Raw genomic sequence first — 26770 nt, forward strand, 5'->3', positions numbered from 1 at the left:
TTTACGATTCCGCTATTCGCGGGCGCGCAAAAAACCGCCTGTTGCCGGTAAAGCAACAGGCGGTCCGGGGATTTGCCGCTATGGTACCTCAATCAGGCCGATTGATCATTGGCCCGGATTGATCCCACTTATTCGAAGAAGTCTTTGACCTTGTCGCGCCACGTCTTCGATTGCGGCGAATGCTTGGCGCCGCCTTCGGTCATGGATTGTTCAAAGTCGCGCAGCAGGTCTTTTTGCTTGTCGGTCAGCTTGACCGGCGTTTCCACCGCCACGTGGCAGAACAGGTCGCCCGGATAACCGGAACGCACGCCCTTGATGCCTTTCCCTTTCAGGCGGAACGTCTTGCCCGACTGGGTGCCTTCAGGAATCGTGAACGCGACTTTGCCGGACAGGGTCGGCACTTCGATTTCACCACCCAGCGCCGCACGGGCAAACGAAATCGGCATTTCGCAATGCAGGTCGTCGCCTTCGCGCTGGAACACCTGGTGCGGCTTGATATGGATTTCCACATACAGGTCGCCCGGCGGACCGCCATTGGTGCCCGGTTCGCCGTTGCCGGACGAGCGGATACGCATGCCGTTGTCGATACCGACCGGGATCTTCACTTCCAGCGTCTTGTTGCGCTTGATCCGGCCCGCGCCGCCGCAAGGCGAGCAAGGGTCGGTAATGATCTTGCCGGTGCCGTGGCACTTGGGGCAAGTCTGCTGGATGCTGAAGAAGCCCTGCTGCATGCGCACCTGGCCGTGGCCGCCGCAGGTCGAGCACGTGACCGGCGAGGTGCCCGGCTTGGCGCCGGAACCGTGGCAGGTATCGCACTTGTCCCACGAGGGTACGCGGATGGTGGTATCGAAACCGTTGGCAGCCTGCTCCAGCGTGATTTCCAGGTTGTAGCGCAAGTCGGCGCCGCGGTACACCTGCGGACCGGCACTGCGGCCGCCACGGCCACCACCGAAGATATCGCCAAAGATGTCGCCAAACGCGTCGCCGAAGCCGCCCGCGCCAAAGCCGCCGCCACCGCCGCCCATGTTCGGGTCAACGCCGGCATGGCCGTAGCGGTCATAAGCCTCGCGCTTTTCCGGATTGGTCAGCATCTCGTAGGCCTCTTTGACCTCCTTGAACTTCTCTTCCGATTCTTTGCTGTCCGGATTGCGGTCCGGATGGTATTTCATCGCCAGTTTGCGATAGGCTTTCTTGATCTCGTCTTCGGACGCATTTTTTGCGACCCCGAGAATCTCGTAAAAATCACGCTTTGCCATATTCTAGGCCTGATATGTGGATGCCCGGCCTGAAGGCCCGGCACCCAAGTTGTCCAACTTACTGATGTACTGATTATGCGAAAAAGCCGAGCCGGCCTGAAAAGGAACTCGGCTCGGCATCGGCGAACCCGGGGGCCCGCCCTACACAAACTGATTACTTGCTGTCTTTAACTTCTTTGAAGTCAGCGTCAACCACGTCGTCGTCTTTCTTCGCTTCGCCGCCTTGCGCGCCGGCGCCTGGCTGGGCGCCCGCTTCCGCGCCGCCGGCAGCAGCTTGCTGCGCCTGCATGTCAGCGTACATCTTTTCGCCCAGCTTTTGCGAAGCGGTCGACAGCGCCGCCACTTTGGCGTCGATGTCAGCCTTGTCGCCGTTCTTGATCGAACCTTCCAGGTCGGTGATGGCCGCTTCGATCTTTTCCTTTTCGCCGCCTTCCAGCTTGTCGCCGTATTCGGTCAACGATTTGCGGGTCGAGTGCACCAGCGAATCGGCCTGGTTGCGGGACTCAGCCAGTTCTTTCAGCTTCTTGTCTTCTTCCGCGTTCAGCTCGGCGTCCTTCACCATCTTCTGGATTTCATCTTCCGACAAGCCCGAGTTGGCCTTGATGGTGATCTTGTTTTCCTTGCCGGTGGCCTTGTCTTTCGCGCCCACGTGCAAAATGCCGTTGGCGTCGATGTCGAAGGTCACTTCGATCTGTGGCGTACCGCGTGCTGCCGGTGGAATGCCTTCCAGGTTGAATTCGCCCAGGCCCTTGTTGCCGGCGGCGATTTCACGCTCGCCCTGGTACACCTTGATGGTCACCGCAGGCTGGTTGTCGTCCGCGGTCGAGAACACTTGCGAGAACTTGGTTGGAATCGTGGTGTTCTTGTGGATCATCTTGGTCATCACGCCGCCCAGGGTTTCAATACCCAGCGACAGTGGCGTCACGTCCAGCAGCAGCAAGTCCTTGCGGTCGCCCGACAGCACGGAACCTTGAATCGCGGCGCCCACGGCCACGGCTTCGTCCGGGTTCACGTCCTTGCGTGGATCCTTGCCGAAGAACTCCTTCACTTTTTCCTGCACCTTCGGCATACGGGTCATACCGCCGACCAGGATGATGTCGTCGATGTCCGAAACCTTGACGCCGGCATCCTTGATCGCGGTGCGGCATGGCTCGATGGTGGCGTTGATCAGCTCTTCCACCAGCGATTCCAGCTTGGCGCGGGTAATCTTCAGGTTCAAGTGGACTGGCGCGCCGTTCGCCATGGCGATGTACGGCTCATTGATTTCAGTCTGCTGCGACGACGACAGTTCGATCTTCGCGCGCTCGGCCGATGCCTTGATGCGCTGCAGGGCGATTGGATCTTTTTTCAGGTCCAGGCCGTTGATCTTCTTGAATTCGTCGATGATGTAGTCGATCACGCGCTGGTCGAAGTCTTCGCCGCCCAGGAAGGTGTCGCCGTTGGTCGACAGCACTTCGAACTGCTTTTCGCCATCCACGTCAGCGATTTCAATGATCGACACGTCGAACGTACCGCCACCCAGGTCATACACGGCGATCTTGCGGTCGCCCTTGTCGGTCTTGTCCAGGCCGAACGCCAGTGCGGCAGCGGTTGGTTCGTTGATGATGCGCTTGACGTCCAGGCCGGCGATACGGCCGGCGTCCTTGGTGGCCTGACGCTGCGAGTCGTTGAAATACGCTGGCACGGTAATGACGGCCTCGGTGACTTCTTCACCCAGGTAGTCTTCCGCGGTTTTCTTCATCTTGCGCAGCACTTCCGCGGAAATTTGCGGTGGCGCCAGTTTCTTGTCGCGCACGCCGATCCACGCATCGCCGTTATCGGCTTTGGTGATTTCGTACGGCATCAGCGAGATGTCTTTTTGAACTTCTTTTTCTTCAAATTTGCGGCCGATCAGGCGTTTTACCGCGTACAGCGTGTTTTTCGGGTTGGTGACCGCCTGGCGTTTTGCCGGCGCGCCAACCAGGATTTCGCCGTCTTCCTGATACGCAATGATCGAAGGCGTGGTACGCGCGCCTTCCGCGTTTTCAATGACTTTTGGCTGACCGTTTTCCATGATGGAAACGCAGGAGTTGGTCGTACCGAGGTCGATACCGATGATTTTGCCCATGATTTATTTTCCTTGTAAGCGAAGTTTCTGTTGAACCGTATATTGGGAATTGCCGTGTAATTTCAAGCGTTTAAGTACGCCCTGGGCGCTTATTTTGCTTGCGCGGCAGTCACGATGGCCGGACGCAGCAGGCGGTCGGCAATCATGTAACCTTTTTGCAACACCGTCACAACGGTATTCGCTTCCTGGTCGGCCGGAACGACCGATACGGCCTGGTGTTTATTTGGGTCCAGTTTCTCACCCTGGGCCGGCTGGATTTCCAGCAGGCGATTGCGCTCGAAAGCCGAGCTCAGCTGTTTCAGGGTCATTTCAACGCCTTCCTTCAGCGATTCCAGCGATGGATTTTCGACCTTCAACGCCATTTCCAGGCTGTCACGTACTGGCAACATGGCTTCGGCAAAGCTTTCAACAGCGAATTTGTGTGCCTTGGCCACATCTTCCTGGGCGCGGCGACGGATGTTCTCGCCTTCCGCTTTGGCACGCATGAATGCTTCATGCATTTCAGCCAGACGTGCTTCGGTGCTGGCCAATTGCTCTTCCAGCGATGGGGTGGCGTCTGCCTGGGCTTCGGCGGGAGTCGATTCGGCCTGGGCCTGGTCCACCTCTGGATTCGGGACCGTTTGATTTTCCTGATCTTGCATCTAAAAGACTCCTACAAATCGTGTTTGTTTGATATTACTGCTTGCGGCACGGGCACCAAGTGGGGCTATAACCTTGCATTTCAAGGGGTCTTTCCAGACCCGGCGCCGGAAGTCACTGTCGAGTGACGTACGTTTGGCAAGTCCTGCAAACCGGATATTTTAACAGGCTGGCACTCACCGGCGGCAAGTGCTAATAATTGTTTTCAATTTTCCGCGCCGAGCTTGAGGGCGGCGGCGCGGGCCTTGTCCAGGTCTTTCCTCGCGATGTCCTGCTGCACCCCCGTGATCATCGTGGGCCAGCCGATCATTTGATGTTCCGCCAACTCCGCCAACGCCGCGATCCATGTCGGCGATTCATTCAGGCACGGGATGTAATGGAATTCCTTGCCCCCCGCCGATAAAAAGTCATGGCGCACTTCCATCGCGATTTCTTCCAGCGTTTCCAGGCAATCGCTGGTAAAGCCGGGGCAGATCACGTCCACGCGGCGCACGCCCTGTTGCGCCAGCGCCTGCACCGTGGGCGCCGTATACGGCTGCAGCCATTCGGCCTTGCCGAAGCGCGACTGGAACGTCACGAGGTAGTCGTCTTCCTTCAATTTCAATTTGGCGGCCAGCAGGCGCGCCGTCTTGTGACATTCGCAGTGGTACGGGTCGCCCAGCAGCAAGGTGCGCTTGGGCACGCCATGAAAACTCATCACGAGTTTTTCGCCGCGCCCATTGGCTTCCCAGTGGGCCAGCACGGTCTTTTTCAAGGCATCGATATAGCCGTCGTCATCGTGGTAGTCGCGCACCATGCGCAACTCCGGCACATTGCGCACGGTTTTGAAGTGATCAAACACGGCATCGTAGATCGAGCCGGTGGTGGTGCCGGAATATTGCGGATAAGCAGGCAGCACCACGATGCGGGTGCAGCCATCGGCTTTCAGGCGCGCCAGCACATCGGGCAGCGACGGCGAACCGTAGCGCATCGCCATGGCCACCGTCACGTCGCGGTGGCCCCGCTCGCCCAGCGCGCCGCGCAGCAGCAGCGCCTGCTTTTGCGTGTGGATTTTCAGCGGCGAACCCTCTTCGGTCCAGATCGACGCATATTTCTTGGCCGACTGGCCGGAGCGGAAAGGCAGGATCAGCAGGTGCAGGATGCACCACCAGATCGCGCGCGGAATTTCCACCACGCGCGGATCCGACAGGAATTGCTTCAGGTAGCGCCGCACCGCCGAGCGGGTCGGCTGGTCCGGCGTGCCCAGGTTGACGAGCACCACGGCGCTGCTCGAGCCGGTGCCGTGCGTGTGGGGGGGTTCTTTTTGGAAGGCCATGGATCTGCAATGACGGAGGGGAGCCGTCATTATAGATTCATTAGGTCGCCGTCGTTATTTACCTGCTATTTATAGTACCTGTATTACAGCGCCAGCAATTCCTGCGCATGCTTGCGCGTGGTGGCCGTGATTTCCAGCCCGCCCAGCATGCGCGCCACTTCTTCCACGCGGGCCCGCTGATCGAGCACGTCGATGCGCGACGCGGTCTTGCCCGTGGCCGTCAACCCTTTCGCCACCTGGAAGTGCTGGTTGGCCTGGCTCGCCACTTGCGGCAAGTGCGTCACGCACAGCACCTGGCGCGCTTGGCCCAGGCGTTTCAGCAAGCGCCCCACCACTTCCGCCACGCCGCCGCCGATGCCGCTGTCGACTTCATCGAAGATCAGCGTCGGCACGGTGGTCGCGTGCGAGGTGATGACGGAAATCGCCAGCGAGATACGGGCCAGTTCGCCACCGGACGCCACCTTGGCCAGCGGGCGCAGCGATACGCCGGCATGGCCCGCCACCAGGAATTCCACCTGCTCGACGCCAAACGCCGTCGGTTCGCACGGACGCAGCGCAATGGCAAACACGCCGCCCGTCATGTTCAATTCCTGCATGGCGGCCGTCACGGCAATGCCCAGACGGTGCACGGCGCGCTCGCGGATCGCGGACAACGCTTCGGCCGCCGCCATGTACGCGGCCTTGAGCTTTTGTTCTTGCTGGCGCAAGCCGTCGAGGTCCGACGCATCGGCCAGCTGGCGCAGCTTGGCGGCCAGGTTCGCATGCTCTTGCGGCAAGTCTTCCGGCGCCACGCGGAACTTGCGCGAGGCCGAATGCAGCGCTTCCAGGCGTGCATCGACCTGGCGCAAGCGGTCCGGGTCCAGCTCCACCTTGTCCAGGTAAGTGTTCAGCGCATACACGGATTCCTGCAACTGGATGCGCGCCGATTCAATCAATTCCACGGTCGGCTGCAATTCCGTATCGATGGCCGCCAGCTTGCCCAGCTTTTGCTGCAGCGACGACAGTTGCGACACGATCGGGTGGTCATCCGATTCCGACAGCGCGGCCAGGGTTTCCTGCGCGCCTTCGAGCAGGCTGGCGGCGTGCGACAGGCGGCTGTGTTCGTGCGACACCTCTTGCCATTCATCGGCTTTCGGCGCCAGCTTGTCCAGCTCGTTTACCTGCCATTCCAGGCGCTCGCGCTCGAACGCCAGGTTGGCGGCGTTGGTTTCGTATTCCTGCAATTGTTTGGCCAGCGCGCGCCAGGCGCGATAGGCGATGCCAACCGCTTGCAGCTGGCCCGCCACGTCGTCGCCGTCCTCGGCGCCATGCAGCCTGGCATAGTTATCCAGCAATTCGCGCTGCGCATCGGCTTTCAGCAGCGACTGGTGCGCATGCTGGCCGTGGATATCCACCAGCAAATCGCCGAGCTCGCGCAACTGCGCCGCCGTGGCGGCCACGCCGTTGATGTAGGCCTTGGTGCGGCCCGCATTGTCGATCACGCGGCGCACCAGCGCGCCGCCTTCTTCCGTGGCAAATTCATTGGCGGCCAGCCAGCTTGCCGCCACCGGTGTCACCACGAAGTCCGCCGTGATATCGGCCTTGGCCGCGCCCTCGCGCACCATGCTGGCATCGCCCCGCCCGCCCAGCGCCAGGGACAGCGCATCGATCAGGATGGATTTACCGGCGCCCGTTTCGCCTGTAAACACAGTGAAGCCGGCGGAGAATTCCAGTTCAATGGTATCGACGATGACGAAATCGCGGATGGACAGGGTACGAAGCATAGGCAGCAGGGTGTGTAGTTGAGGGGATCAGGCCAGTTTGCCTTCGCCTGACGGATATTCGTTCCAGTGCAGTTTTTCGCGCAGCGTATTGTAGTAACTCCACCCTTCCGGATGCAGGAACGTGATCGAGTGCGGCGAGCGCTGGATGATGATGCGGTCGTGCGCCTGCAGGCTGGCAAAGGTCTGCATGTCGAAATTCACGGTGATGTCGCGGCCTCGCATGATTTCAACCACGATTTCACTGGAGTCCGGCAACACGATCGGCCGGTTCGACAGCGCGTGCGGTGCAATCGGCACCATGACGATGCCGCCCAGGGTCGGATGCAGCAAAGGACCGCCGGCCGACAGCGCATAGGCGGTGGAACCGGTCGGCGTGGAAATGATCAAGCCATCCGAACGCTGGTTATACATGAACTGGCCATCGACATCGACCCGCAGCTCCGCCATGCCGGCGCCCGCGCCGCGCGACACCACCACGTCATTGAACGCGCGCCCCACATAGATATCCTGGCCGTCGCGCACCACGCGCCCTTCGACCATGGTGCGGCGCTCGGCCTGGTAGTGACCCGCCAGCATTTGTTCGAGCACCGGCAACATGCCGTCGAGCGGGATATCCGTCATGAAGCCCAGCCGCCCCTGGTTAATGCCGATCAGCGGCACGTCGAAGGGCGCCAGGCGGCGCGCCATGCCCAGCATGGTGCCATCGCCGCCCATGACAATCGCGGCATTCGCGTGTTCACCGATTTCAGCCGCCGTCATCGAGGGCACACCCGGCACGCTCAAATGCGCCGCGGTTTCTTCTTCGAACACGACGGTGTGACCGGCATGGCGCAGGAAGTCCAGCAAGCTGCCCACGGCTTCTTCAATGCCGGCGGTATTCTGGCGCACTACCAGGGCGATTGTTTTAAACAGAACTTGCGTAGCTGGCATAAATCTCTCGGGCTATAGGCCACAAATCGGGCCGCGAATGACATCGCGATACTGGGCAACAACACTGGGGTGGTAACACCCGGCAGAGTAACCCATAATGCAACCTTCTGCCATGCACGCAATACTGTACATACAACCAGTATAATTTGTGCAGCAACAGACTGCAAGCACACTCAACGGGGGAACAGATGGCAAAGGTACTTGGCGTGGGCGGTATTTTCTTCAAGTCGCGCAATCCGCAGGCATTGATGGCGTGGTACCAGGAACACCTGGGCTTTTCCACGGAATCCACCGACTACGCGAGCTTCTTTCCGGCCGCGATGCCCGATGGCGGCTGCACCGTGTTCAGTCCATTCAAGGACACCACCGGTTACTTCGCGCCATCGAAGCGCGACTTCATGTTCAACCTGATCGTCGACGACCTCGACGCCGCGCTGGCGCAAGTCAAAACCGGCGGCGCGGAACTGGTGGGCGATCCGCAATCGTTTGATTACGGACGCTTTGGCTGGTTCATGGACCCCGATGGCAACAAGGTGGAGTTGTGGCAGCCGGCCGCGAAAACCGAGTAAAAGCTTAGTGGGCCAATGCCAGGCCCACACCCCACGCCGATATGAACGCCATGCCGATTGAAATACTGTGCGCCAGCATCAGCAGCGACCAGCGGAAGAAGGTCGCCCAGCGGCTGCCGCCATAGACGCGGCGCATGGCCCAGGGCAGGTAGCCGACCAGCCAGCAGAATTCCAGGAATACCACGAAGCTATTCGCCGTCAGCTGGATGGCGGTAAACAACACAAATGCAAATGCGCTGGTGTGCAGCGCGAATAGCATGTGCTCGCCATAGCGTTTGCCGGAACCGAGGTACAGGAATTTCAAATACAGCGCAAACAAGGGCATCAGCGCAAACATCGCATACGGGCCGTATTTGAAGAAGCTTTCCGTCAGCAGTTCGCCGCGCTGTTCCGTATCGAGCGTATTCAAGTGGTCGATCTGCTTTTCAACATGCTTGGCCAGGCCCGGCGCCTCCTCGCGGAAGCGGTCCGGTAATTCAATCTGATTACCCCTCGCATCCACAGTCCTGCCGTTCTTGATAATCTCGTCGCGGATGCCGGCCGCCTCTTTGGTGATTTCCTTCGTCACCTGCTCTTGCTTTTCGGCGACCGCGCCCTTGCCCGTCATCTCCACCGGGTCGGTCCCGGTGAATTTCATCAGCGCAAAAAAGATAATCGACAGCGACAGGTACAAGCGCAGCGGTTCCACATAACGCTTGCGGCGCCCCCGCATGTATTCCAGGGTCAGCAGGCCGGGACGGAACATCAGCCGCGTGAACGTGCCCCACAGGCGCCCTTCCAACGCCACGTAATGGCCAATGAACTCATGGGCGAATTCGCCAAAGCTGGCTTTGTGCAGGCGCGTTTCCTGGCCGCAGTGCTGGCAATAGTTGCCGCCGCTGGTGGGCGTTTCGCAATTGGGGCAAATGGCCGGGATGTCGTGATGCTGGTGGGCGACGTCGTTCTTCATCTAAATTCCTGTGCAGTTAGCCGGGAAATGTTACCTGAGTTCATGCCGTAATTGCACTGTTTCAAAAAAGTTCAAACGCGCGACTGCACACAATTCACGGGACTATGATGGCCGCGAAGCGACGACAGGAGGACCCATCATGGTAACGGAAGCCAAAGACCGGCAAGTCAATACCGCCCTGCCGGCAAAGAGCGACGACGGCAAACGCTTGCCGCATGAGCGCGATGAATCGCCTGACGGCCATGATCCGAAACCCCGCAGCGTGATCCGCCAGGCCGCCAGCGACCTCGAACAGGGACTGGTCGACACGGATTTGCATGGTGTCCGGGGTGTGGAAAAAGTGCAACCCAAACCGCCCGGCACGGCGGTGCCGCAACCCGGCGGCAAGCGTGATTGAACAGGGCATATGACTGACAGGAGCCGACAATGAAGCCAGCAGTACCGTTTGCATTGATCGCCACGCTCAGCCTGACGGCATGGGCGCAACAGCCAGCTTATCCCCCGGGCTTCGGCCCCTCGCCCGCGCTGCCGCCACCGGAAAAATCGCTGATCCCCACCGTCAACGTGGCCGCCGTCGAACGCTTCAAGGACAACGAGGCGCCGGTGGCCGCGACGGGCTTCACGGTGCGCGCCTATGCGCGTGGCCTGGACCATCCGCGCTGGGCGTACGTGCTGCCGAACGGCGACGTGCTGGTGGTGGAAACCAATGCGCCGCCCAAGCCGGAAGACGGCAAGGGCATCAAAGGCGCCATCATGAAGTCGCAAATGAAAAAGGCCGGCGCCGTGACGCCCCCGGCCAACCGCATCACGCTGTTGCGCGATATCGATGCCAACGGCATGGCGAAAACCCGCACGGTCTTCCTGCAAGGCTTGCATTCCCCGTTCGGCGTGGCGCTGGTCGGCAATGATTTGTATGTGGCCAATACCGACGCGGTGCTGAAGTTCCCATATCAGCCGGGGCAAACCTCGATTACCGCGCCCGGCGTCAAGGTCATGGATTTGCCGGGCGGGACACTGAACCATCACTGGACCAAGAACATCATTGCCAGCCCCGATGGGAAGACGCTGTACGCCACCGTCGGCTCGAACAGCAATGTGGCGGAACACGGCATGGAGCGCGAGGAAGGACGGGCCGCGATCTGGCAGCTGGACCTGGCCACCAATAAGGCCACCTTGTTCGCCACCGGCTTGCGCAATCCGAACGGCATGGCGTGGCAGCCGCAATCGAAGGCGCTGTGGACCGTCGTCAACGAACGCGATGAACTGGGCAATGACCTCGTGCCCGACTACCTGACGTCGGTAAAACCGGGCGGCTTTTACGGCTGGCCCTACAGTTATTTCGGCCAGCATGTCGATGCGCGCGTGAAGGACCCAAAGCCGGACCTGGTGGCGAAAGCCATCGTGCCTGACTATGCGCTGGGCGGCCATACCGCCTCGCTGGGACTGACTTTTTATGAGCGGGATTTATTCCCCGCAACGTACCGTGGGGGCGCCTTCATCGGCCAGCACGGTTCATGGAACCGCAAGCCGCACAGTGGCTACAAGGTGGTGTTCGTGCCGTTTGCCAACGGCCAGCCATCCGGGCCGCCGCAAGACTTCCTGAGCGGGTTCCTCAGTGCCGAAGGCAAGGCCCGTGGCCGGCCCGTCGGCGTCGCAGTGGACAAGGCGGGCGCATTGCTGGTGGTGGACGATGTCGCGAACATCGTCTGGCGCGTCACGCCGAAGGGAAGCTGAACCATCGGCATCGGGCTAACTGACAGTTAACTTTCGCCGGTACAGCCCAGCCGGCTTACCAGGAGATTGCTATGAGCTATTTGGACAGAGATAAATTCGGTATTTACCGCGACCGTGACGCCGACGATGGCCCGGGGCCGCGCCTGATGGGCGCCGACACCCTGATGGGCGAAGACGTCTACAACCGCCAGGAAGAAGACCTGGGCGACATCAAGGAAATCATGATCGACATGCAGAGCGGGCGCATTGCCTATGCGGTGCTGTCGTTCGGCGGCCTGCTGGGCATGGGCGACAAGCTGTTTGCCGTGCCATGGCAAGCGCTGGAACTTGACACGACCAATAAACGCTTCATCCTCGATGTCAGCAAGGACCGGCTGGAAAACGCACCGGGCTTCGACAAGGACCGCTGGCCCGACATGGCCAGCAGCGAATTCACGTCGCAAGTGCACGGTTTCTATGGCACGCATCCGGATGCCGGCTACCGCACTTCGACCGGCAGCGTGATGGGACAAGGCACGAACACCATGCAAAGCAGCCCGCAAACGTCGGCCACGTACAGCACCGGCCAGGGCAACATCAGCCGCGGCACGGGGTCTTCCAGCCAGAGCGCTTATCCTGATGATGATGCGAAGGATTTACACCTGCGCGATAAGGATACGGGCAAGTATTAAGCCCATCCCAATGAAAAATGCGGGCCTGTGTGGCCCGCATTTTTTATGCCCGCTTCATCATGACGAACTGGCTTTTCGCGTGCAGTTGCGGCCGCAGCGCTTCCAGTTCCTGCTGCGCCTTTTCCAGGCTGGCCAGCTTGACGTGGCCAAAGCCGCGTACTTTTTCCGCTGCTTGCGCCAGCTTCAATGCCACCGGCTTGTTGTCCGCCGTCAGGCCGCCCGCCAGCTCTTCCGCCAGCGCCATCACCTGGTCGCGCCAGGCGCGCTCGGTGCGGCGTTCTTCCGTATAGCCGAACACGTCCAGCGCGGTCCCGCGCAAGCCTTTCAGCTTGGCCAGCATGCCCATCGCAGGCAGCATCCAGGCGCCAAACGTACGCTTGGCCGGAATATCGGTGCCAGGCTTGTGCTTCGGCAGCAGCGGCGGCGCCATGTGGAATTGCAGCTTGAAGTCGCCATCGAACTGCCCGGCGATCTGTTCACGGAAAGCCGGGTCGGCATGCAGACGCGCCACTTCATACTCGTCCTTGTACGCCATCGCCTTGTACAGGCTGCGCGCCATGGCTTTCGACAGCGCCAGTTTCGAGCCGTCGCCTTCCAGCGCGCGTTCTTTCTGCTCGACCAGGCGCACCAGCGCCACATAGCGGTCCGCATACTGGCGGTCCTGGTAATCGGTCAGCAATTGCACGCGCAGGGCGATCATCTCTTCCAGCGACTTCGGCTGCGCAAACTGGATCACTTGCTGTGGTTGCGCCAACCGGTCCACGGCACCCATGTCGGCAGCCGCCAGGCGGCCCAGCATGAAGGCGCGCTTGTTGAGGTCAATTGCCACGCCATTCAATTCAATCGCACGCATCATCGCGGGCAAGCCGACCGGCACCAGGCCGCGCTGCCAGGCATAACCCAGCATCACGATGTTGGCCGTGATCTGTTCGCCCAGCGCGCGCAGCGCCAGGTCGGCCGGGTTGATGCCGAAGACGTTTGCGTCACCGGCGCCGTGGCGCAGCTTGGCCAGCAAGCCATCCTTGTTGATGTCGGCATCCGGATTACGCGTAAATTCCGCAGTCGGCGTTTCACGTTCATTGGCCACCACTTGGGTGTGGCCATGACGCATCACGGACAAGGCGTCCGGCATGGCGGCCACCACCAGGTCGCAGGCCAGCAAGGCGTCGGCCTGCTGCAAGTCGATCCGGACCTGGTTCAGCAGCGCGGGCGACGCGGCCACCCGCACATGCGACATCACGGCGCCGCCCTTTTGCGCAAAGCCCATGAAGTCCAGCGCGGACGCGCCCTTGCCTTCCAGGTGCGCCGCCATCGTGATCAGCGCGCCCAGGGTGACGACACCGGTGCCGCCGATCCCGGCCACCAGCATCTCGAACGGTTTCGCGAAACCATAGGCCGGTGGCAGCGGATGGGCCGCCAGCATGTCTTCCAGCTGCTGCAGCGTGATCTGCGCGGCGGCCGGCTTTTTCAGCGCGCCGCCCAGCACCGAGACGAACGAAGGACAGAACCCTTCCACGCACGAGTAATCCTTGTTGCACGACGATTGCTCGATCTGGCGCTTGCGGCCCAGGTCCGTTTCCAGCGGCAGGATCGACAGGCAGTTCGACTGCGTGCCGCAATCGCCGCACCCTTCGCACACGGCCGGGTTGATCATCATGCGGCGGGCCGGGTCCGGGAACACGGTTTTACCAGGCTTGTTCTGCTTGCGGCGGCGACGCTTTTCAGCGGCGCAGGTCTGGTCGTAGATCAGCACCGTCACGCCCTGGGTATCGCGCAACTCGCGCTGCACCACGTCGAGTTCTTCACGCGGACGCACCGGCACGCCGGCAGGCAGCACCACGCCCGCATAGCGCGACACATCATCCGTCACCACCACGACCCTGGCAGCGCCTTCCGACACGACTTGCTGCGCAATTTGCGGCACCGACAAGCCGCCATCGACCGGCTGGCCGCCCGTCATGGCCACCGCATCGTTGTACAGGATCTTGTAGGTGATATTGGTGTTGGCGGCAATCGCCTGGCGCACCGCCAGGTAGCCCGAGTGGTAATAAGTGCCGTCGCCCAGGTTCTGGAACACGTGCGGCGCCTTGACGAAGCGCGACGCCGCCACCCATGTGACACCCTCGCCGCCCATCTGCGTCAGGTTGAACGTATCGCGCTCCATCCACGTTGCCATGAAGTGGCAGCCGATACCGGCCAGCGCACGCGAACCTTCCGGCAATTTGGTCGACGTGTTGTGCGGGCAGCCGGAACAGAAATACGGCGTGCGCTTGACGGCGTCCGCGCTGTTCGACAGCAAATCCGCCGCGCAGAACGAGGGCAGCTGGCGCTCCAGGCCCAGTTGCGGCAGCAGCGGCGCCAGCCAGCGGATCAATGCCGGGGCGATGCGCGATGGACGCAATTCACCCAGGCTGGAGAGCAACGGCTCGCCTTGCGCATCGGTCTTGCCGAGGATGACGGGACGGCTGGCGGCGGGCAGGTTGTACAGCAAGCCCTTGATCTGGTCTTCGATCACCGGGCCTTTTTCTTCCACCACCAGGATTTGTTCCAGGCCTTCGGCAAACGCGAACAGCCGGGTGCGCTCGAGCGGATAGGTCATGCCGGGCTTGTACAGGCGGATGCCCAGCTGTTCCAGCAAGTCGAACGATACGCCCATGCGCTGCAAGGCTTCCAGCAAGTCCAGGTACGCCTTGCCCGCGCTGATGATGCCCAGCTTGGCTTGCGGCGCTTTCACCACCAATTTATCGATGGAATTGACCTTGGCAAACGCTTGCACGGCGTTGAGTTTGGCCGCCAGGCGCTGTTCCAGCGCCAGTGACGGCAAATCCGGCCAGCGGTAATGCAAGCCGCCCGGCGGGTACAGGTAATCGGTCGGCACGTTGAAGTCGCGCGGCTCCGGCAACTCGACCACGGCGCCGCCTTCGACGGTTTCCGAAATCGCCTTGAAGCCGACCCAGTTGCCGGAAAAGCGGGACAGCGCCCAGCCATACAGGCCGAAGTCAAAGTATTCCTCGATATTGGCGGGATTCACCACCGGCATGTGCCAGGCCATCAGCGCCTGTTCGCTCTGGTGCGGCATCGACGACGACACGCAGCCGTGGTCGTCGCCCAGCACCACCAGCACGCCGCCGTGCGGCGACGAACCGTACACGTTGCCATGCTTGAGGGCGTCGCCGGAACGGTCGACCCCGGGGCCTTTGCCGTACCACATGGCAAACACGCCTTCGACGGTGCGGGTCGGATCCGATTCCACCTGCTGCGAACCGAGCACGGCGGTGGCGCCCAGGTCTTCGTTGATGGCCGGCAAGAATTCAATCGCGGCTTCCTTCAACAGCGGCGCGATGCGCCACGCTTCCTGGTCCACCGCGCCCAGCGGCGAGCCGCGATAGCCGGAAATGAAGCCGGCCGTATGCAAGCCGTGGCGTTCATCCATGCGCTTTTGCATGATCATCATGCGCAACAGCGCCTGCGTCCCGGTGATGAAAATGCGGCCGGTTTCGCGGCGCATATTGTCGTCGAGGCGGTAGTCCGGATCGGCCAGTTCACCCGATCCCGGTACCTGTTTTACCTCGTTCACATCATTCATCGACCCCATGTTTTATCTCCGCGTATTAGCTTGTATATAGCTTGTATAGGCAGGCTCATCGCCTGTAACATTGATGCAGAGATAGTAGGAGCCGGGGTGCGGAATAATTTTTCTGCTTTAGGTCAAAAACGGCTCAAAAAAGTACAAGATTTTTATTTTTAGGCATTCATGGAAAATCCCACTTTTGATGCGGTATCGCTGAAAATTCTTAGCGAATTGCAACAAAACAGCCGCATTTCGACCAACGAACTTGCTGAAAAAGTAGGCATGTCGGCAACCCCTTGCTGGCGCCGCCAAAAAGAGCTGGAAGAAAAAGGCGTGATTAAGCGCTACGCCGCCATCGTCGACCGGCGCAAGGTGGAGTTGTCGCAATGTTGCATGTTGCACATCTCGCTGACGCGGCATGACGCCGCGGTCGTGGCCGGTTTTGAAAACGCCATGATGCTGCGTCCCGAAGTGATGGAGTGCTATGAAGTGACGGGCAGTTCCGATTACATGGTCAAGCTGGTGGTGAAAGACATGAACGCGTACCACGACTTCCTGCATAACGTGCTGCTGAAACTGGCCGGCGTGTCGCAAGTGAACACCAGCGTGGCGCTGCGCGAAGTGAAGTATGAAACGGCGCTGCCGCTGGCCTAATTTTACGTGCCCATTTCCGGGTCGCTGACCCCGTGGCGCCCCGTCTCCAGCCTGCCCGCAAAGCGCCGCATCCAGCCGTCGGCCTGCACCGCATAGTCATACCAGTACTGTTGGCCATCGAGCGCCAGCAAAATCCGCGCGCTGTCGCCCGGCGCCAGGGTGCGCCATTGCACCGGCGCGTCGCCATAGGCCAGCTTGCGCAACGCGATATCGCGCGGCGCCGCGCCATCGTTGCGCAACGTGACGCGCAGCGCGCCGCGCAGTTCACCACGCAGTTCCCTGGTGATTGGCGCCAGTTCCAGCGCCAGCGCGGCGCCGTCCGCATCCACGCTCCCTTGCAGGCGGCGATGAAAACCGTTCGGTCCCAATACCCATAAATCGTAGCGGCCCTGGTCCGCCGCCGCAGGGGTCCACAGGTCCTCGAGCGACTTGCCCGCCTCCACCGTGTAGCGGCGCGGCAGGCGCTCCAGGTGCAACTGGTCATATACGTGAAAGACGGCGCCGGCCTGCCCGCTATTTACGAAGCGCAGCGACACTTGCTGGCGCGATGCCAGCACGCCGCACGCGACTTCCAGCTGATAAGGCAAGGCGCGTGACGGCCGCACGCCGCGCGGCTGGCGCGGTGCGCTTTGCATGCCTTCACTCGGCACGTCGATGCCGCCTTGCGCGCGCTGCTCCCGGCGCCATGCATCGGCCCATTGCCTGCCGCGCGAGACCTGCAATGGCGGCGAGGCATCGGGGTTGGCGAAATCAAAGCAGCTGCTCAAATCGCCGCAGACCGCGCGCCGCCACGGGCTGATGTTCGGCTCCCGCACGCCAAAGCGCAATTCCAGGAAACGCAGGATCGACGTATGGTCGAACACTTGCGAATTGACCCAGCCGCCCTTGCTCCACGGCGACATCACCAGCATCGGCACGCGCGGCCCGAGGCCGTACAGGCGCTGGTCCGTGTGGCATTCGTCGCCGCAGTCGACGGTCGACGCCCCGGCGCGGCTGCCATCGCGGTTGAACGCGGGCGCGGCCGGCGGCGGCATGTGGTCGAAGAAGGCATCGTTTTCGTCATACATTTGCAGGAACACGGTCTTGCTCCAGACAGCCGGATCGGCCAGCAGCGCTTCCAGTACTTGCTGCGTATAGACGCCGCCCTGCACCGGCGTCGATGGTCCCGGATGTTCGCAATACAGGCGCGGCGCGACGATCCAGCTCACTTGCGGCAGGCGCCCGGCCACCACGTCGTCGCGCAAGCCTTGCAGGTTGGCGTCCCACAAGGTGCTGCTCAAGCCCTTGTCGTACAGCGGCCCGGCCTTGCGGTCGTACTGTTCGCGGAACTGGCGGAACACGGCCAGCATGTTGCAGTCGTAATTGTCTTTCATGTCCTGGTACACCTTCCAGCTGACGCCGGCCTGCTCCAGGCGTTCCGCATAGGTGATCCAGGTAAAGCCGTCTTCCGGCCGGCCCAGTCCTTCCATGCGGTTATCGATGGCGGGACCGCCGCACTGCGCGCGCGGGTCGTTGGTGCCGGTCAGCATATACAGGCGGTTGGGATTGGTGCCGCCCTGCAGCGAGCAATGGTAGGCGTCGCACAAGGTAAAGGCATCGGCCAGCGCGAACTGGAACGGCAATTCCTTGCGCGTGTAATACGCCATGGACGCATCGGTCTTGGACCGGGCCCAGAAACTCATGCGGCCGTCATCCCACGCGGCTTGCGCATCCGGCCACGTATGCGGCAAGTCCAGCGCACACTGTGCATTGCCGGCTTCCTGGTCGAGGTGATACGGCATCACGATGCGCCGGCCATTGCTCTGTTCCCACACGCTGTTGCGGCCCTTGAGCGGAATCGTGAAACGGTCGCCGAAGCCGCGCACGCCGGGCAAGGCGCCGAAGTAATGGTCGAATGAACGGTTTTCCTGCATCAGGATCACCACATGCTGCACATCCATGACGCTGCCGGTGGCGCGGTGCGCCGGCACGGCCAGCGCCTGGCGCAGCAGCGGCGGCATAAAACCGGTCAATCCGGCAGCCAGGGCCTGGCCCAGAAAACGGCGGCGTTTGACTGTCACTGCGCTCTCCTTACATGATGATGCGTTAACGTTACCACGATAGCGCGTGGATGCAACTGTTTTTTCGCCTGCACGGATGGCGCGCAACGCCTACAATCGCAGTTTTACCCTCAAGGCACACCATACCATGCGAATCTTGCACACCATGCTGCGCGTCGGCGACCTGCAGCGCTCCATCGATTTCTACACCAAGGTGCTGGGCATGAAACTGCTGCGCACCAGCGACAACCCCGAATACAAATACACGCTGGCCTTCCTCGGCTATGGCAGCAATCCGGACCATGCGGAGCTGGAACTGACGTATAACTACGGCGTGGACAAATACGAGATGGGCACGGCCTACGGCCACATCGCCATTGCCGCCGACAACATCGTGGCGGCGTGCGACGCCGTGAAAGCCAATGGCGGCAACGTGACGCGCGAACCGGGCCCGGTCAAAGGCGGCACCACGGTGATTGCCTTCGTGACGGACCCGGACGGCTACAAGATCGAGCTGATTGAGCGCAGCTTTGACGGCGCGGGCGGCGGATTGCGCTGATCAAGAAAAAAGCCGGGCAAGCCCGGCTTTTGGGATGAAGGACAGCGGCAATCAGTTCTGCAGCAGCGCGTTGATCGGCGCCAGGTCCGCTTCCTTCAGCGAGCCCGCCGCCGATTTCAGGCGCAAGCCATTCATCAGCGTTTCGTAGCGGGCGCGGGACAGGTCGCGCTGGGTCGAGTACAGCTGGCGCTGCGCGTTCAGCACGTCGATGTTGATCCGCACGCCAACCTGGTAACCCAGCTTGTTCGATTCCAGCGCGGACTTGCTCGACACTTCCGCCGCTTCCAGCGCGCGCACTTGCGCCAGGCCGCTGTTCACGCCGAGGTATGCCGTGCGCGCACCCTGTGCCGCGGCGCGGCGGGTCGCTTCCAGGTCGTTGCGGGCCTTGTCTTCCAGCGCGATCGATTCACGCACCTTGCTGGTGACGTTGAAGCCGCTGAAGATCGGCACACTCCAGGTCACCCCGATCGAATTCGCCTTGTTGATGCCGAGGCCCGTGGTGCTGTCCCGGCCTTTGCTGGCCGTCAGGTCCAGGGTCGGCAAGTGGCCGGCGCGCTGGCGGGTGATTTCGCGCTTGGCGATTTCCACGTTCAACTGGGCGCCCACCACGCCATAGTTTTGCTGCTCCGCCGACGAGACCCAGGGTTCCATGACGGCTGGTTCCGGCGACGCAATTTTCACGCCGGTGCGCAGCGTGGCCAGCGAACCTGCCGGCTTGCCGATGATCTGTTGCAGCGCGGCGCGTTTGACTTCCAGGTCGCTTTGCGCGGCGAATTCCTGCGCCACCACCAAGTCGTATGCCGCTTGCGCTTCATGCGTGTCGGTGATGGTTTGGGTACCCACTTCGAAGTTGCGCTTGGCCGACGCAAGCTGTTCGGTAGTCGCCGTCTTTTGCGCCTGGATCGACGTCAGCGCATCCTGCGACGTCAGCACATCGAAGTACGCCTGCGAGACGCGCACGATCAAATCCTGCTGCGCCTGCGCGAACTGGGCTTCGGACACCGCCTGGGACAGTTTGCTCTGCTGGTACGATTCCCAGCGGTCCCAGCGGAACAGCGGCTGCGTCAGTTGCAGCGCATATTTATTGTTCGAGCTGTCCAGCGAGCGGTCCAGGGTCGGCGAATTCTTGGAGTCGAAGTCGCCCGTGGTTTTGGTGCTGCTGCCGCCCAGGCCGATCGTCGGCATTAACAGGGAACGCCCTTGCGTGGTCCGCTCCTGACCCGCTGCCAGTGCGGCACGCGCGCTGGCATACGTGGCGTCGTTGGCGAGCGCCTGCTGGTATACCTGGAGGAGGTCAGCCGCCTGTGCGTTCATCGTCAACATTGCGCTGCCGATCAGCATGGCGAGTAAGGGTTTCTGCATTGCGTTCTCCGTGGGAGTCATCGTTGTTGGAAAAGACAGCTTAATATTTTGGCATGGCGCTGTCGACTTGCACAGCCCATGCGTGAATACCGCCGGTCAGGTTAATGACCTTGCCAAAGCCGTGGTGTTCCAGGAATGCCGCCACATTCATGCTGCGCGCGCCGTGATGGCAAATGCATACGATGGTGGCCTCTTCATCGAGATCGTCGATGCGGGCCGGGATCGTATTCATCGGCATCAGGGCCGAGCCTGCGATATGGCAGGTTTCGTATTCCCAGTTTTCACGCACGTCCAGCAAAAACGGGCTGGGACGCGCTTCATCAGCCAGCCAGTCGGCCAGTTCAGGTGCGGTAATGTGCTGCATGGCCGGCGCCTCCTCAGAACGTGAAATGCGAAGGCGTGACAGCCGATTGCAGCGGCTTCACATTGGTTTCAAAGACTTTGACGGTGTCGTAGCCGGCTTCACCGGTGCGGGTGATCACATGGCCCGACATCACCGGCGCTTCGCCGATGATCGCGAAAATGCGGCCGCCCGTTTTCACTTGCTTGAGCAGCGCTTCCGGCAACACCGGCACCGAGGCGGCAATCACGATCACGTCGAATGGCGCGCCATTGGCCCAGCCTTGGGCGCCATTACCCAGCTCGACCGTCACGTTGGTGACGCCGCTGGCGGCGAGGTTGGCTTCAGCCTGGGCTTTCAGTTCCGCCGAGATTTCCACGGAAGTGACATGGCGGCCACGGTGCGCCAGCAGGGCAGTCAGATAGCCGCTGCCGGTACCGATTTCCAGCACGTTTTCGTGCTTTTTCAATTGCACTTCCTGCAGGATGCGGGCTTCCAGCTTCGGGGTGAACATGAATTCGCCGCCGCCCAGGGGAATTTCGGTATCGACGAAAGCCAGGTTCTTGTGTGCAGCCGGGACGAATTTCTCACGCTTGACGACTTGCAGCGCATCCAGCACGTCCGTATCGAGGACGTCCCAGGGACGGATTTGCTGTTCGATCATGTTGAAGCGGGCTTGTTCGATATTCATCTTTAGACTCGTGATGGATTAGTTGGTAATGAATGGCGCCTGATACTACCGGTGTCAGGTGCCACTGATTGGAATAATCCGACATTTTATCGTTGAACTGCAATGGACGGCATATTAACTATATCGGCAGCGGCGGGCAGGAAATTGCGACAGCCTGCAGTTTGGCGGGGTTGAATGCACAAATTTGACCCAAATCTGCTTATTTATTGTGCAAAGTCGTGGCGGACGCCAATGGCATGCAGTAGGGCGCGCCCTCTGGCGCGGCGGGCGGACGCAAGCCGCGCAAGGTGTTGTCGATGAAGGCGCCCAGGAACACGTACGGGTCGATATCGGCGCCGGCGCACAGCTGGGGCGACTGCGACCACAGCATCAGCATGAGCACCGGCGCCGTCAGCACCGGCATCATGACGTCCGGGTCCACCGGCCGGAATTCGCCGCGCGCCACGCCGCGCGCCAGGATGTTGGAAATCAGGGCATTGCCCCGGGCGATGACTTCCTCGTTATAAAACTGCATCAATTCCGGGAAATTGGCGGCTTCCGCGATCATCAGCTTGGTGATGCCGGCGGCCCGCGTGGCGCCGACCTTGTCCCACCAGCGCATCAGCAGGGTGCGCAGCAAATCCGCGCTGTGGCCCTCGCCGGCGGCAAAGTCGGTTTCCGCCTCGCCGATCGGCTGTACGATGGATTCGCGCACCACAGCCTTGAACAATTCTTCCTTGTTGGCGAAATACAGGTACAGCGTCCCTTTGGACACCCCGGCGCTGCGCGCCACGTCTTCCAGCCGGGTGGCCGCATAACCGCGGCTGACGAACAGGTCCAGCGCGGCGGCCAGCAATTCCTGGGGCCGGGCATCCTTGCGCCGCTCCCAGCGCGGCTTGGATTCTGTTGGATCGTGCATGGTGGCGGACGAAGTGATGACTTGATAGTTACTTACTCTAAGGTCATTAATGGTAGACCTCGGGTATGGCCGCGTCAAGGCGGCCAGCCCGTCCATGCACGACGCCGGCGCTTACCCGTCAAAGCTTGCCGATTTGCCGATCAATCGCCTTGAGCGCCCGCTCGTTGCGCTCGCTGTAGCGGTCGGTCAGGTAGTCCGTACGCCCGCGCAGCAGCAAGGTCATCTTGAACAGTTCCTCCATCACGTCCACCACGCGATCGTAATACGCCGACGGCCGCATGCGCCCCGCATCGTCAAACTCCTTGTACGCCATCGGTACCGACGACTGGTTCGGGATGGTGAACATGCGCATCCAGCGTCCCAGCAGGCGCATGGTATTGACCACGTTGAACGATTGCGAACCGCCGCACACCTGCATCACCGCCAGCGTACGCCCCTGGCTTGGACGGATCGCCCCCTGCTCCAGCGGAATCCAGTCGATCTGGTTCTTCATCACAGCCGTGATGGCGCCATGCCGTTCCGGGCTGCACCAGACCTGGCCCTCGGACCAGATGCACAGCTCGCGCAACTCGACCACCTTGGGATGGTCTTCCGCCACGCTGCCCACCATCGGCAGCTCCATCGGGTCGAAGATTTTCACGTCGGCCCCAAAATGCGCCAGGATGCGCGCCGCCTCATAGGTCAGGAAGCGGCTGAACGAGCGCTCGCGCAGCGAGCCGTACAGCAGCAGGATGCGGGGCGGATGCGCCATGTCGCCTTGCTGGACCAGCTTGGCCATGTCCGGCATGTCCAGTTGCGCCTCCTTGATGTTCGGCAAGTCCGAAATCACCATCACGCCCCCGCTTTCCTGGTGGTGTCCGCGAAATCACCGGGCGGGACCGTGCCTCCCACCGTCGCATTGGCCGGTGGCGCCGGGTACAGCCAGCAAAACAACACGGACGCGGACGCGGCCCCGGCCAACTGCGCAAGGATAAAGCCTGGCGCATCGATCGGTCGGATTCCGGCAAAGGTGTCGGTCGCGGCGCGGGCCAGCGTGACGGCCGGATTGGCGAACGACGTCGACGACGTGAACCAGTACGCCGCCACGATGTAAGAGGCCACGGCAAACGGCGTGACGGCCGGGCGGCTGCGCGAAGTGCCGATGATGACGGCGATCAGGCCGAACGTCGCCACGCATTCGCTCCACCATTGCGCCGGTCCCGTCCGCACGTGCTGCGATGCCAAGAACAGCGGCTCGCCGAACATGCCGTGCGCCGCCGCGACGCCGGCAAAGGCGCCGATCACCTGCGCCGCGATATAGGGCAGCACTTCGCGGCCCGGCACATTACCTTGCCACGCTTCCGACAGGGTGACCACCGGGTTGAAATGGGCGCCCGAGATGGTGCCGAACATCAGGATCAGCGCGATCAGCCCCGCGCCGGTGGCCATCGCATTGGCCAGCAACGCGATGGCGACATTGCCCCCCGCCAGCCGCTCGGCCATGATGCCCGAGCCCACCACCACGGCCAGCAGCAGCGCCGTGCCCAGGCCCTCGGCCACGATGCGCCGTGCCAGCGTCATGCCAGGTCTCCGATCCGGTCCAGCTCCACCTTCATGCGCGCCGGATCGTTCTTCAGTTCGTCCAGCGGCAGTGCCAGGAACGCTTCGATCCGGGCGCGCAGGATGCGGTAGGCCGTCATGAAGGCCGCGTTGATTTCCTCATCGGTGCCGGTGGCATGGGCGGGATCTTCCACGCCCCAGTGCGCGCGCAGCACCGGGCCCAGGTAGGCCGGGCAGGTTTCGCCGGCGGCATTGCCGCACACGCTGATGACGATGTCCGGCGTCACCGGCAGGTTTTCCCACGATTTGCTGTGATATCCCTCGATGGCGATGCCTTCGCGCTGCAGCAGCGCAAGCGAGCGCGGGTGCACATAGCCGGCCGGTTTGCTGCCGGCGCTGATGGCGCGCCAGCCGGCCGGCGCCAGGTGGTTAAAAGTGGCTTCGGCCAGGATGGAGCGGCACGAATTGCCGGTACACAGCATCAATACGTTCATGAGGTTTTCCTTGGTTTCAGTGGAGATCAGGCGCAGCCCTGGCCCGATGGCGCAGGACTGCAAGCGACCGGCACGGCGCACGGGATGCCGCCGCAGCAGTTGTCAGTCAGAAAAGCGAGCACGCCGTTCATGGTGTCGAAGTTGGCGCTGTAAATGATGAAGCGGCCGTCCTGCCGGGCCGTGATCAGGCCGGCGTGGCTCAACTCCTTCAGGTGGAACGACAGCGACGATGGCGCCACATCGAGTTGCTCGGCGATCTTGCTGGCCGCCAGCCCGCCCGGTCCGGTCTGCACCAGCAGTCGGAAGGCGGCCAGTCGCGACTCCTGCGCCAGGGCGGCCAGCGCGGCGATGACTTGTTTGGTTTCCATGATGAGGGGCTTTGAAGTGGGCGTGCCGGCGATAATACGACATTTCGAAGAATATCAAAATATATTGACAGGACGATGACAACGGCCGTAATCTTCGTTCGTTAAGTGACGAATGACGAATATGACCAACTGCTGCACCGTGGGAACCGGCGAGAACGCCATGGAAGTGAACGCCGAAGAGATTGCCATGCTGTGCAAGGCGCTGGCGCATCCGGCTCGCGTGCAGTTGCTGAAATACCTGGCCGCCTATGGCGCCTGTTACTTCGGCAACCTGGCCGACGTGCTGCCCCTTGCGCCGTCGACCATTTCGCAGCACGTCACGATACTGAAGCAGGCCGGCCTGATCCTGGGATCGTCGGACGAGCAGCGCGTGTGCTATTGCGTCAATCCGGAGCGCATCGCCCAGCTCAAAGCCCTGGTCGCCGCTTTATAGGAAAAAAATTTGCTTATCAATTCGTAATTCGACGAATAACAAACAGGAGAATGCCATGACTGCCGTATCCGCACTTGCCATCCGTACCGCCGCTGCCGCCGACTGGAGCGCCATTGCCGCCATGCTGACAGCAGCGGACTTGCCGCTGGACGGCGCGCGGGAACACCTGGAGCATTTCATCGTAGGCGAGCACGAGGGCCGCATCGTGGCGGCCGCCGGACTGGAACCCTACGGCGACACAGCACTGCTGCGCTCGGTAGTGGTGGACGGCGCCCTGCGGGGGCATGGCTATGGTGAGCAGCTTCAAAAGGACATCGCACAGCGCGCCGCCGCGCAAGGCATTCACCGCCTGATCCTGCTGACCACCACGGCGGCGGCCTTCTTTGCCAAACGGGGTTTCCGCACCATTGCGCGCAGTGACGCGCCCGCCGCGCTGCAGGCGTCACGCGAGTTCCAGGGGGTGTGCCCGGCATCGGCCACTGTGATGCGGAAAGACTTGCTGCCGGTGGCCGTGCTCGGCGCGGGACCGGTCGGCCTGGCGGCGGCGGCCCACCTGGTCGAGCGCGGCATGACGCCGCTGATCCTCGAAGCGGGCCGCACGATCGCGGCCAACCTCGACAGCTACCGCCACGTGCGCCTGTTCTCGCCATGGCGTTACAACATCGACCAGGCCGCCAAAACACTGCTGGAACGGGCCGGTTGGCAAGCTCCGCCGCAGGACGCCCTGCCGACCGCCGGCGAGCTGGTTCGGCAATACCTGCAGCCGCTGGCTGAACTGCCCGTCATCGCCGCGTCGCTGAAACTGGGCCATCGAGTCACCGCCATCACCCGCCTGGCAACGGACAAGGTGACAACCCGTGGCCGCGAACAGGCGCCGTTCGTGATCCGCGCCATGACGCCGGACGGTGAACGCACCTTCCTGGCCAGCGCCGTGATCGACGCCACCGGCACCTGGAACCAGCCCAATCCGCTGGGTGCGGACGGCCTGCCAGCGCTGGGAGAAAAAGCCGGGCACGAACAGATCGCCTATGGCATGCCCGACGTGCTGGGGGCCGCGCGCGCACGCTACGCCGGGCGTCATGTGCTGGTGGTGGGCGCCGGCCACTCCGCCGCCGGCACGTTGCTGGCACTGGCGCAACTGGCGGAGGAGGCGCCGGACACCCGCATCGCATGGGCCATGCGCGGCACCAGCTTCACGCGCATATTTGGTGGCGGCGCCGCGGACGGCTTGCCGGCGCGAGGCGAACTGGGCGCCCGATTGAAGGCGTTGAAGGAATCCGGCCAACTTGAACTGCATACGGGCTTGCGCATCCAGGCGATCGAGCCGCATCAGGGCAAACTGCGCATTGCCGGCCAGGCAGGCGTCCCCGGCATTGACGGCATCGACGAAATCATCGCCGCCACCGGCGCCCGGCCGGACCTGTCTCTGGCGCGCGAACTGCGCGTGCGCAACGACCCATGGCTGGAAAGCACGGATGCCCTGGCGCCGCTGATCGACCCGAACGAACACAGTTGCGGCACGGTGCGCCCACATGGCCATGCGGAACTGGCGCATCCGGAACCAGGCTATTACGCGGTGGGCGCCAAGAGCTATGGCCGCGCGCCGAACTTCCTGCTGACCACCGGCTACGAACAGGTGCGCTCGGTGGTGGCCGCGCTGGCGGGCGATTTGGCCGCGGCCAACGATGTGCAGCTGGCGCTGCCGGAGACCGGCGTATGCAATACCCGTCTGGTAACGGGCGAGGCAGCCGGCGCCGCGTGCGGTATCCAATCAGCCGCCGTGGCGTCGGGCTGCTGCGGTGGTCCGGCTCCGGCGGAAAGCAACGCCTGCTGCCAGCTGGACGCGGCAGCCAAGGCGCAAGGCCAAGCCGGCTGCGGCTGCGCCTGAC

25 protein-coding genes are annotated in these 26770 nt (G+C 62.1%); 8 read left to right on the forward strand and 17 right to left on the reverse strand.

Annotated features, from left to right (window positions below; genetic code table 11):
* Window positions 1-128: 128 nt before the first annotated feature.
* The 6 genes from dnaJ to AC1RRC_RS15080 all read right to left on the reverse strand — a co-directional run bounded on the left by dnaJ (window position 129) and on the right by AC1RRC_RS15080 (window position 8010).
* On the reverse strand, window positions 129-1256 hold the full coding sequence (gene dnaJ / locus AC1RRC_RS15055; RefSeq protein ID WP_493056297.1) for a molecular chaperone DnaJ: 1128 nt from the start codon (window positions 1254-1256) through the stop codon (window positions 129-131).
* Between the two features lie 154 nt (window positions 1257-1410).
* Entirely contained in the window at window positions 1411-3363 is a 1953-nt protein-coding gene (gene dnaK / locus AC1RRC_RS15060) for a molecular chaperone DnaK (protein ID WP_493056298.1), read from the reverse strand.
* An 89-nt stretch (window positions 3364-3452) separates the two neighbouring features.
* Window positions 3453-4004 (reverse strand): nucleotide exchange factor GrpE, encoded by a 552-nt coding sequence (gene grpE / locus AC1RRC_RS15065; RefSeq protein WP_493056299.1) that lies wholly within the window; start codon window positions 4002-4004, stop codon window positions 3453-3455.
* A 203-nt stretch (window positions 4005-4207) separates the two neighbouring features.
* Window positions 4208-5317, reverse strand: a complete 1110-nt coding sequence (gene hemH / locus AC1RRC_RS15070; protein WP_493056300.1) for a ferrochelatase — start codon at window positions 5315-5317, stop codon at window positions 4208-4210.
* Window positions 5318-5400: 83 nt separating this feature from the next.
* Complete coding sequence (gene recN / locus AC1RRC_RS15075; protein ID WP_493056301.1) at window positions 5401-7080, reverse strand: DNA repair protein RecN; 1680 nt, start codon at window positions 7078-7080, stop codon at window positions 5401-5403.
* 27 nt (window positions 7081-7107) lie between these two features.
* Window positions 7108-8010 carry an NAD kinase gene (locus tag AC1RRC_RS15080; RefSeq protein ID WP_493056302.1) on the reverse strand — a complete coding sequence of 301 codons (903 nt, stop codon included), beginning with the start codon at window positions 8008-8010 and terminating at the stop codon, window positions 7108-7110.
* 188 nt (window positions 8011-8198) lie between these two features.
* Here AC1RRC_RS15080 and AC1RRC_RS15085 point away from each other — a divergent pair, with 188 nt between their 5' ends.
* Window positions 8199-8579 (forward strand): VOC family protein, encoded by a 381-nt coding sequence (locus tag AC1RRC_RS15085; RefSeq protein WP_493056303.1) that lies wholly within the window; start codon window positions 8199-8201, stop codon window positions 8577-8579.
* Between the two features lie 4 nt (window positions 8580-8583).
* Here the strand turns inward: AC1RRC_RS15085 and AC1RRC_RS15090 are convergent, their stop codons facing one another.
* Window positions 8584-9528, reverse strand: coding sequence for a DUF3667 domain-containing protein (locus AC1RRC_RS15090; protein ID WP_493056304.1), 945 nt, complete (start codon window positions 9526-9528; stop codon window positions 8584-8586).
* A 139-nt stretch (window positions 9529-9667) separates the two neighbouring features.
* On the opposite strand from AC1RRC_RS15090, the gene AC1RRC_RS15095 reads away from it, so the two are divergent.
* The 3 genes from AC1RRC_RS15095 (at window position 9668) to AC1RRC_RS15105 (ending at window position 11933) form a co-directional block, all read left to right on the forward strand.
* Complete coding sequence (locus AC1RRC_RS15095) at window positions 9668-9925, forward strand: hypothetical protein (protein ID WP_493056305.1); 258 nt, start codon at window positions 9668-9670, stop codon at window positions 9923-9925.
* A gap of 29 nt (window positions 9926-9954) precedes the next feature.
* Window positions 9955-11262: a PQQ-dependent sugar dehydrogenase gene (locus AC1RRC_RS15100; protein ID WP_493056306.1), complete on the forward strand. Its 1308-nt coding sequence runs from the start codon at window positions 9955-9957 to the stop codon at window positions 11260-11262.
* A gap of 71 nt (window positions 11263-11333) precedes the next feature.
* Window positions 11334-11933, forward strand: coding sequence for a PRC-barrel domain-containing protein (locus AC1RRC_RS15105; RefSeq protein WP_493056307.1), 600 nt, complete (start codon window positions 11334-11336; stop codon window positions 11931-11933).
* A 43-nt stretch (window positions 11934-11976) separates the two neighbouring features.
* On the opposite strand, the gene AC1RRC_RS15110 is transcribed toward AC1RRC_RS15105, so the two are convergent.
* The gene (locus tag AC1RRC_RS15110; RefSeq protein ID WP_493056513.1) at window positions 11977-15519 is read right to left on the reverse strand and encodes an indolepyruvate ferredoxin oxidoreductase family protein; all 3543 of its coding nucleotides are present in this window, start codon (window positions 15517-15519) and stop codon (window positions 11977-11979) included.
* A 168-nt stretch (window positions 15520-15687) separates the two neighbouring features.
* Between AC1RRC_RS15110 and AC1RRC_RS15115 the strand changes: the two genes are divergently transcribed.
* On the forward strand, window positions 15688-16158 hold the full coding sequence (locus AC1RRC_RS15115; RefSeq protein WP_493056308.1) for an Lrp/AsnC family transcriptional regulator: 471 nt from the start codon (window positions 15688-15690) through the stop codon (window positions 16156-16158).
* A 2-nt stretch (window positions 16159-16160) separates the two neighbouring features.
* On the opposite strand, the gene AC1RRC_RS15120 is transcribed toward AC1RRC_RS15115, so the two are convergent.
* Window positions 16161-18218 carry a phosphocholine-specific phospholipase C gene (locus AC1RRC_RS15120; protein ID WP_493056309.1) on the reverse strand — a complete coding sequence of 686 codons (2058 nt, stop codon included), beginning with the start codon at window positions 18216-18218 and terminating at the stop codon, window positions 16161-16163.
* 127 nt (window positions 18219-18345) lie between these two features.
* Between AC1RRC_RS15120 and gloA the strand changes: the two genes are divergently transcribed.
* Window positions 18346-18756 carry a lactoylglutathione lyase gene (gloA, locus tag AC1RRC_RS15125; protein ID WP_493056310.1) on the forward strand — a complete coding sequence of 137 codons (411 nt, stop codon included), beginning with the start codon at window positions 18346-18348 and terminating at the stop codon, window positions 18754-18756.
* A 51-nt stretch (window positions 18757-18807) separates the two neighbouring features.
* Here the strand turns inward: gloA and AC1RRC_RS15130 are convergent, their stop codons facing one another.
* The 8 genes from AC1RRC_RS15130 to AC1RRC_RS15165 all read right to left on the reverse strand — a co-directional run bounded on the left by AC1RRC_RS15130 (window position 18808) and on the right by AC1RRC_RS15165 (window position 24448).
* Window positions 18808-20118: a TolC family outer membrane protein gene (locus AC1RRC_RS15130; RefSeq protein WP_493056311.1), complete on the reverse strand. Its 1311-nt coding sequence runs from the start codon at window positions 20116-20118 to the stop codon at window positions 18808-18810.
* Window positions 20119-20158: 40 nt separating this feature from the next.
* Window positions 20159-20482: a rhodanese-like domain-containing protein gene (locus AC1RRC_RS15135; protein WP_493056312.1), complete on the reverse strand. Its 324-nt coding sequence runs from the start codon at window positions 20480-20482 to the stop codon at window positions 20159-20161.
* 13 nt (window positions 20483-20495) lie between these two features.
* Window positions 20496-21149: a protein-L-isoaspartate O-methyltransferase family protein gene (locus tag AC1RRC_RS15140; RefSeq protein ID WP_493056313.1), complete on the reverse strand. Its 654-nt coding sequence runs from the start codon at window positions 21147-21149 to the stop codon at window positions 20496-20498.
* Between the two features lie 199 nt (window positions 21150-21348).
* Entirely contained in the window at window positions 21349-22047 is a 699-nt protein-coding gene (locus AC1RRC_RS15145; RefSeq protein ID WP_493056314.1) for a TetR/AcrR family transcriptional regulator, read from the reverse strand.
* Window positions 22048-22165: 118 nt separating this feature from the next.
* Entirely contained in the window at window positions 22166-22879 is a 714-nt protein-coding gene (gene arsH, locus AC1RRC_RS15150) for an arsenical resistance protein ArsH (protein WP_493056514.1), read from the reverse strand.
* The gene (locus AC1RRC_RS15155; RefSeq protein WP_493056315.1) at window positions 22879-23607 is read right to left on the reverse strand and encodes an MIP/aquaporin family protein; all 729 of its coding nucleotides are present in this window, start codon (window positions 23605-23607) and stop codon (window positions 22879-22881) included. Before AC1RRC_RS15155 ends, arsH begins: the two co-directional genes overlap by 1 nt.
* Complete coding sequence (locus AC1RRC_RS15160) at window positions 23604-24080, reverse strand: arsenate reductase ArsC (protein WP_493056316.1); 477 nt, start codon at window positions 24078-24080, stop codon at window positions 23604-23606. The genes AC1RRC_RS15155 and AC1RRC_RS15160 overlap by 4 nt, the downstream gene beginning before the upstream one ends.
* A 26-nt stretch (window positions 24081-24106) precedes the next feature.
* Window positions 24107-24448: an ArsR/SmtB family transcription factor gene (locus tag AC1RRC_RS15165; RefSeq protein WP_493056317.1), complete on the reverse strand. Its 342-nt coding sequence runs from the start codon at window positions 24446-24448 to the stop codon at window positions 24107-24109.
* A 112-nt stretch (window positions 24449-24560) separates the two neighbouring features.
* On the opposite strand from AC1RRC_RS15165, the gene AC1RRC_RS15170 reads away from it, so the two are divergent.
* Together AC1RRC_RS15170 and arsN2 are read left to right on the forward strand one after the other, a co-directional pair.
* Window positions 24561-24881 (forward strand): ArsR/SmtB family transcription factor, encoded by a 321-nt coding sequence (locus tag AC1RRC_RS15170; RefSeq protein ID WP_493056318.1) that lies wholly within the window; start codon window positions 24561-24563, stop codon window positions 24879-24881.
* 55 nt (window positions 24882-24936) lie between these two features.
* Window positions 24937-26769: an arsenic resistance N-acetyltransferase ArsN2 gene (arsN2, locus tag AC1RRC_RS15175; protein WP_493056319.1), complete on the forward strand. Its 1833-nt coding sequence runs from the start codon at window positions 24937-24939 to the stop codon at window positions 26767-26769.
* Window position 26770 lies beyond the last annotated feature (1 nt).

Source organism: Pseudoduganella sp. GW821-FHT12E03, assembly GCF_058807115.1.

Coding starts and splice junctions, on each gene's coding strand:
- AC1RRC_RS15115 (WP_493056308.1), top strand. CDS start 15,688: ATGGAAAATCCCACTTTTGATGCGGTATCGCTGAAAATTCTTAGCGAA.
- AC1RRC_RS15100 (WP_493056306.1), top strand. CDS start 9,955: ATGAAGCCAGCAGTACCGTTTGCATTGATCGCCACGCTCAGCCTGACG.
- gloA (WP_493056310.1), top strand. CDS start 18,346: ATGCGAATCTTGCACACCATGCTGCGCGTCGGCGACCTGCAGCGCTCC.
- dnaK (WP_493056298.1), bottom strand. CDS start 3,363: ATGGGCAAAATCATCGGTATCGACCTCGGTACGACCAACTCCTGCGTT.
- AC1RRC_RS15160 (WP_493056316.1), bottom strand. CDS start 24,080: ATGAACGTATTGATGCTGTGTACCGGCAATTCGTGCCGCTCCATCCTG.
- AC1RRC_RS15170 (WP_493056318.1), top strand. CDS start 24,561: ATGACGAATATGACCAACTGCTGCACCGTGGGAACCGGCGAGAACGCC.
- AC1RRC_RS15080 (WP_493056302.1), bottom strand. CDS start 8,010: ATGCCAGCTACGCAAGTTCTGTTTAAAACAATCGCCCTGGTAGTGCGC.
- AC1RRC_RS15105 (WP_493056307.1), top strand. CDS start 11,334: ATGAGCTATTTGGACAGAGATAAATTCGGTATTTACCGCGACCGTGAC.
- AC1RRC_RS15140 (WP_493056313.1), bottom strand. CDS start 21,149: ATGAATATCGAACAAGCCCGCTTCAACATGATCGAACAGCAAATCCGT.
- AC1RRC_RS15165 (WP_493056317.1), bottom strand. CDS start 24,448: ATGGAAACCAAACAAGTCATCGCCGCGCTGGCCGCCCTGGCGCAGGAG.
- AC1RRC_RS15090 (WP_493056304.1), bottom strand. CDS start 9,528: ATGAAGAACGACGTCGCCCACCAGCATCACGACATCCCGGCCATTTGC.
- AC1RRC_RS15095 (WP_493056305.1), top strand. CDS start 9,668: ATGGTAACGGAAGCCAAAGACCGGCAAGTCAATACCGCCCTGCCGGCA.
- grpE (WP_493056299.1), bottom strand. CDS start 4,004: ATGCAAGATCAGGAAAATCAAACGGTCCCGAATCCAGAGGTGGACCAG.
- AC1RRC_RS15085 (WP_493056303.1), top strand. CDS start 8,199: ATGGCAAAGGTACTTGGCGTGGGCGGTATTTTCTTCAAGTCGCGCAAT.
- arsN2 (WP_493056319.1), top strand. CDS start 24,937: ATGACTGCCGTATCCGCACTTGCCATCCGTACCGCCGCTGCCGCCGAC.
- recN (WP_493056301.1), bottom strand. CDS start 7,080: ATGCTTCGTACCCTGTCCATCCGCGATTTCGTCATCGTCGATACCATT.
- AC1RRC_RS15130 (WP_493056311.1), bottom strand. CDS start 20,118: ATGCAGAAACCCTTACTCGCCATGCTGATCGGCAGCGCAATGTTGACG.
- AC1RRC_RS15145 (WP_493056314.1), bottom strand. CDS start 22,047: ATGCACGATCCAACAGAATCCAAGCCGCGCTGGGAGCGGCGCAAGGAT.
- AC1RRC_RS15135 (WP_493056312.1), bottom strand. CDS start 20,482: ATGCAGCACATTACCGCACCTGAACTGGCCGACTGGCTGGCTGATGAA.
- AC1RRC_RS15110 (WP_493056513.1), bottom strand. CDS start 15,519: ATGAATGATGTGAACGAGGTAAAACAGGTACCGGGATCGGGTGAACTG.
- hemH (WP_493056300.1), bottom strand. CDS start 5,317: ATGGCCTTCCAAAAAGAACCCCCCCACACGCACGGCACCGGCTCGAGC.
- AC1RRC_RS15155 (WP_493056315.1), bottom strand. CDS start 23,607: ATGACGCTGGCACGGCGCATCGTGGCCGAGGGCCTGGGCACGGCGCTG.
- arsH (WP_493056514.1), bottom strand. CDS start 22,879: ATGGTGATTTCGGACTTGCCGAACATCAAGGAGGCGCAACTGGACATG.
- dnaJ (WP_493056297.1), bottom strand. CDS start 1,256: ATGGCAAAGCGTGATTTTTACGAGATTCTCGGGGTCGCAAAAAATGCG.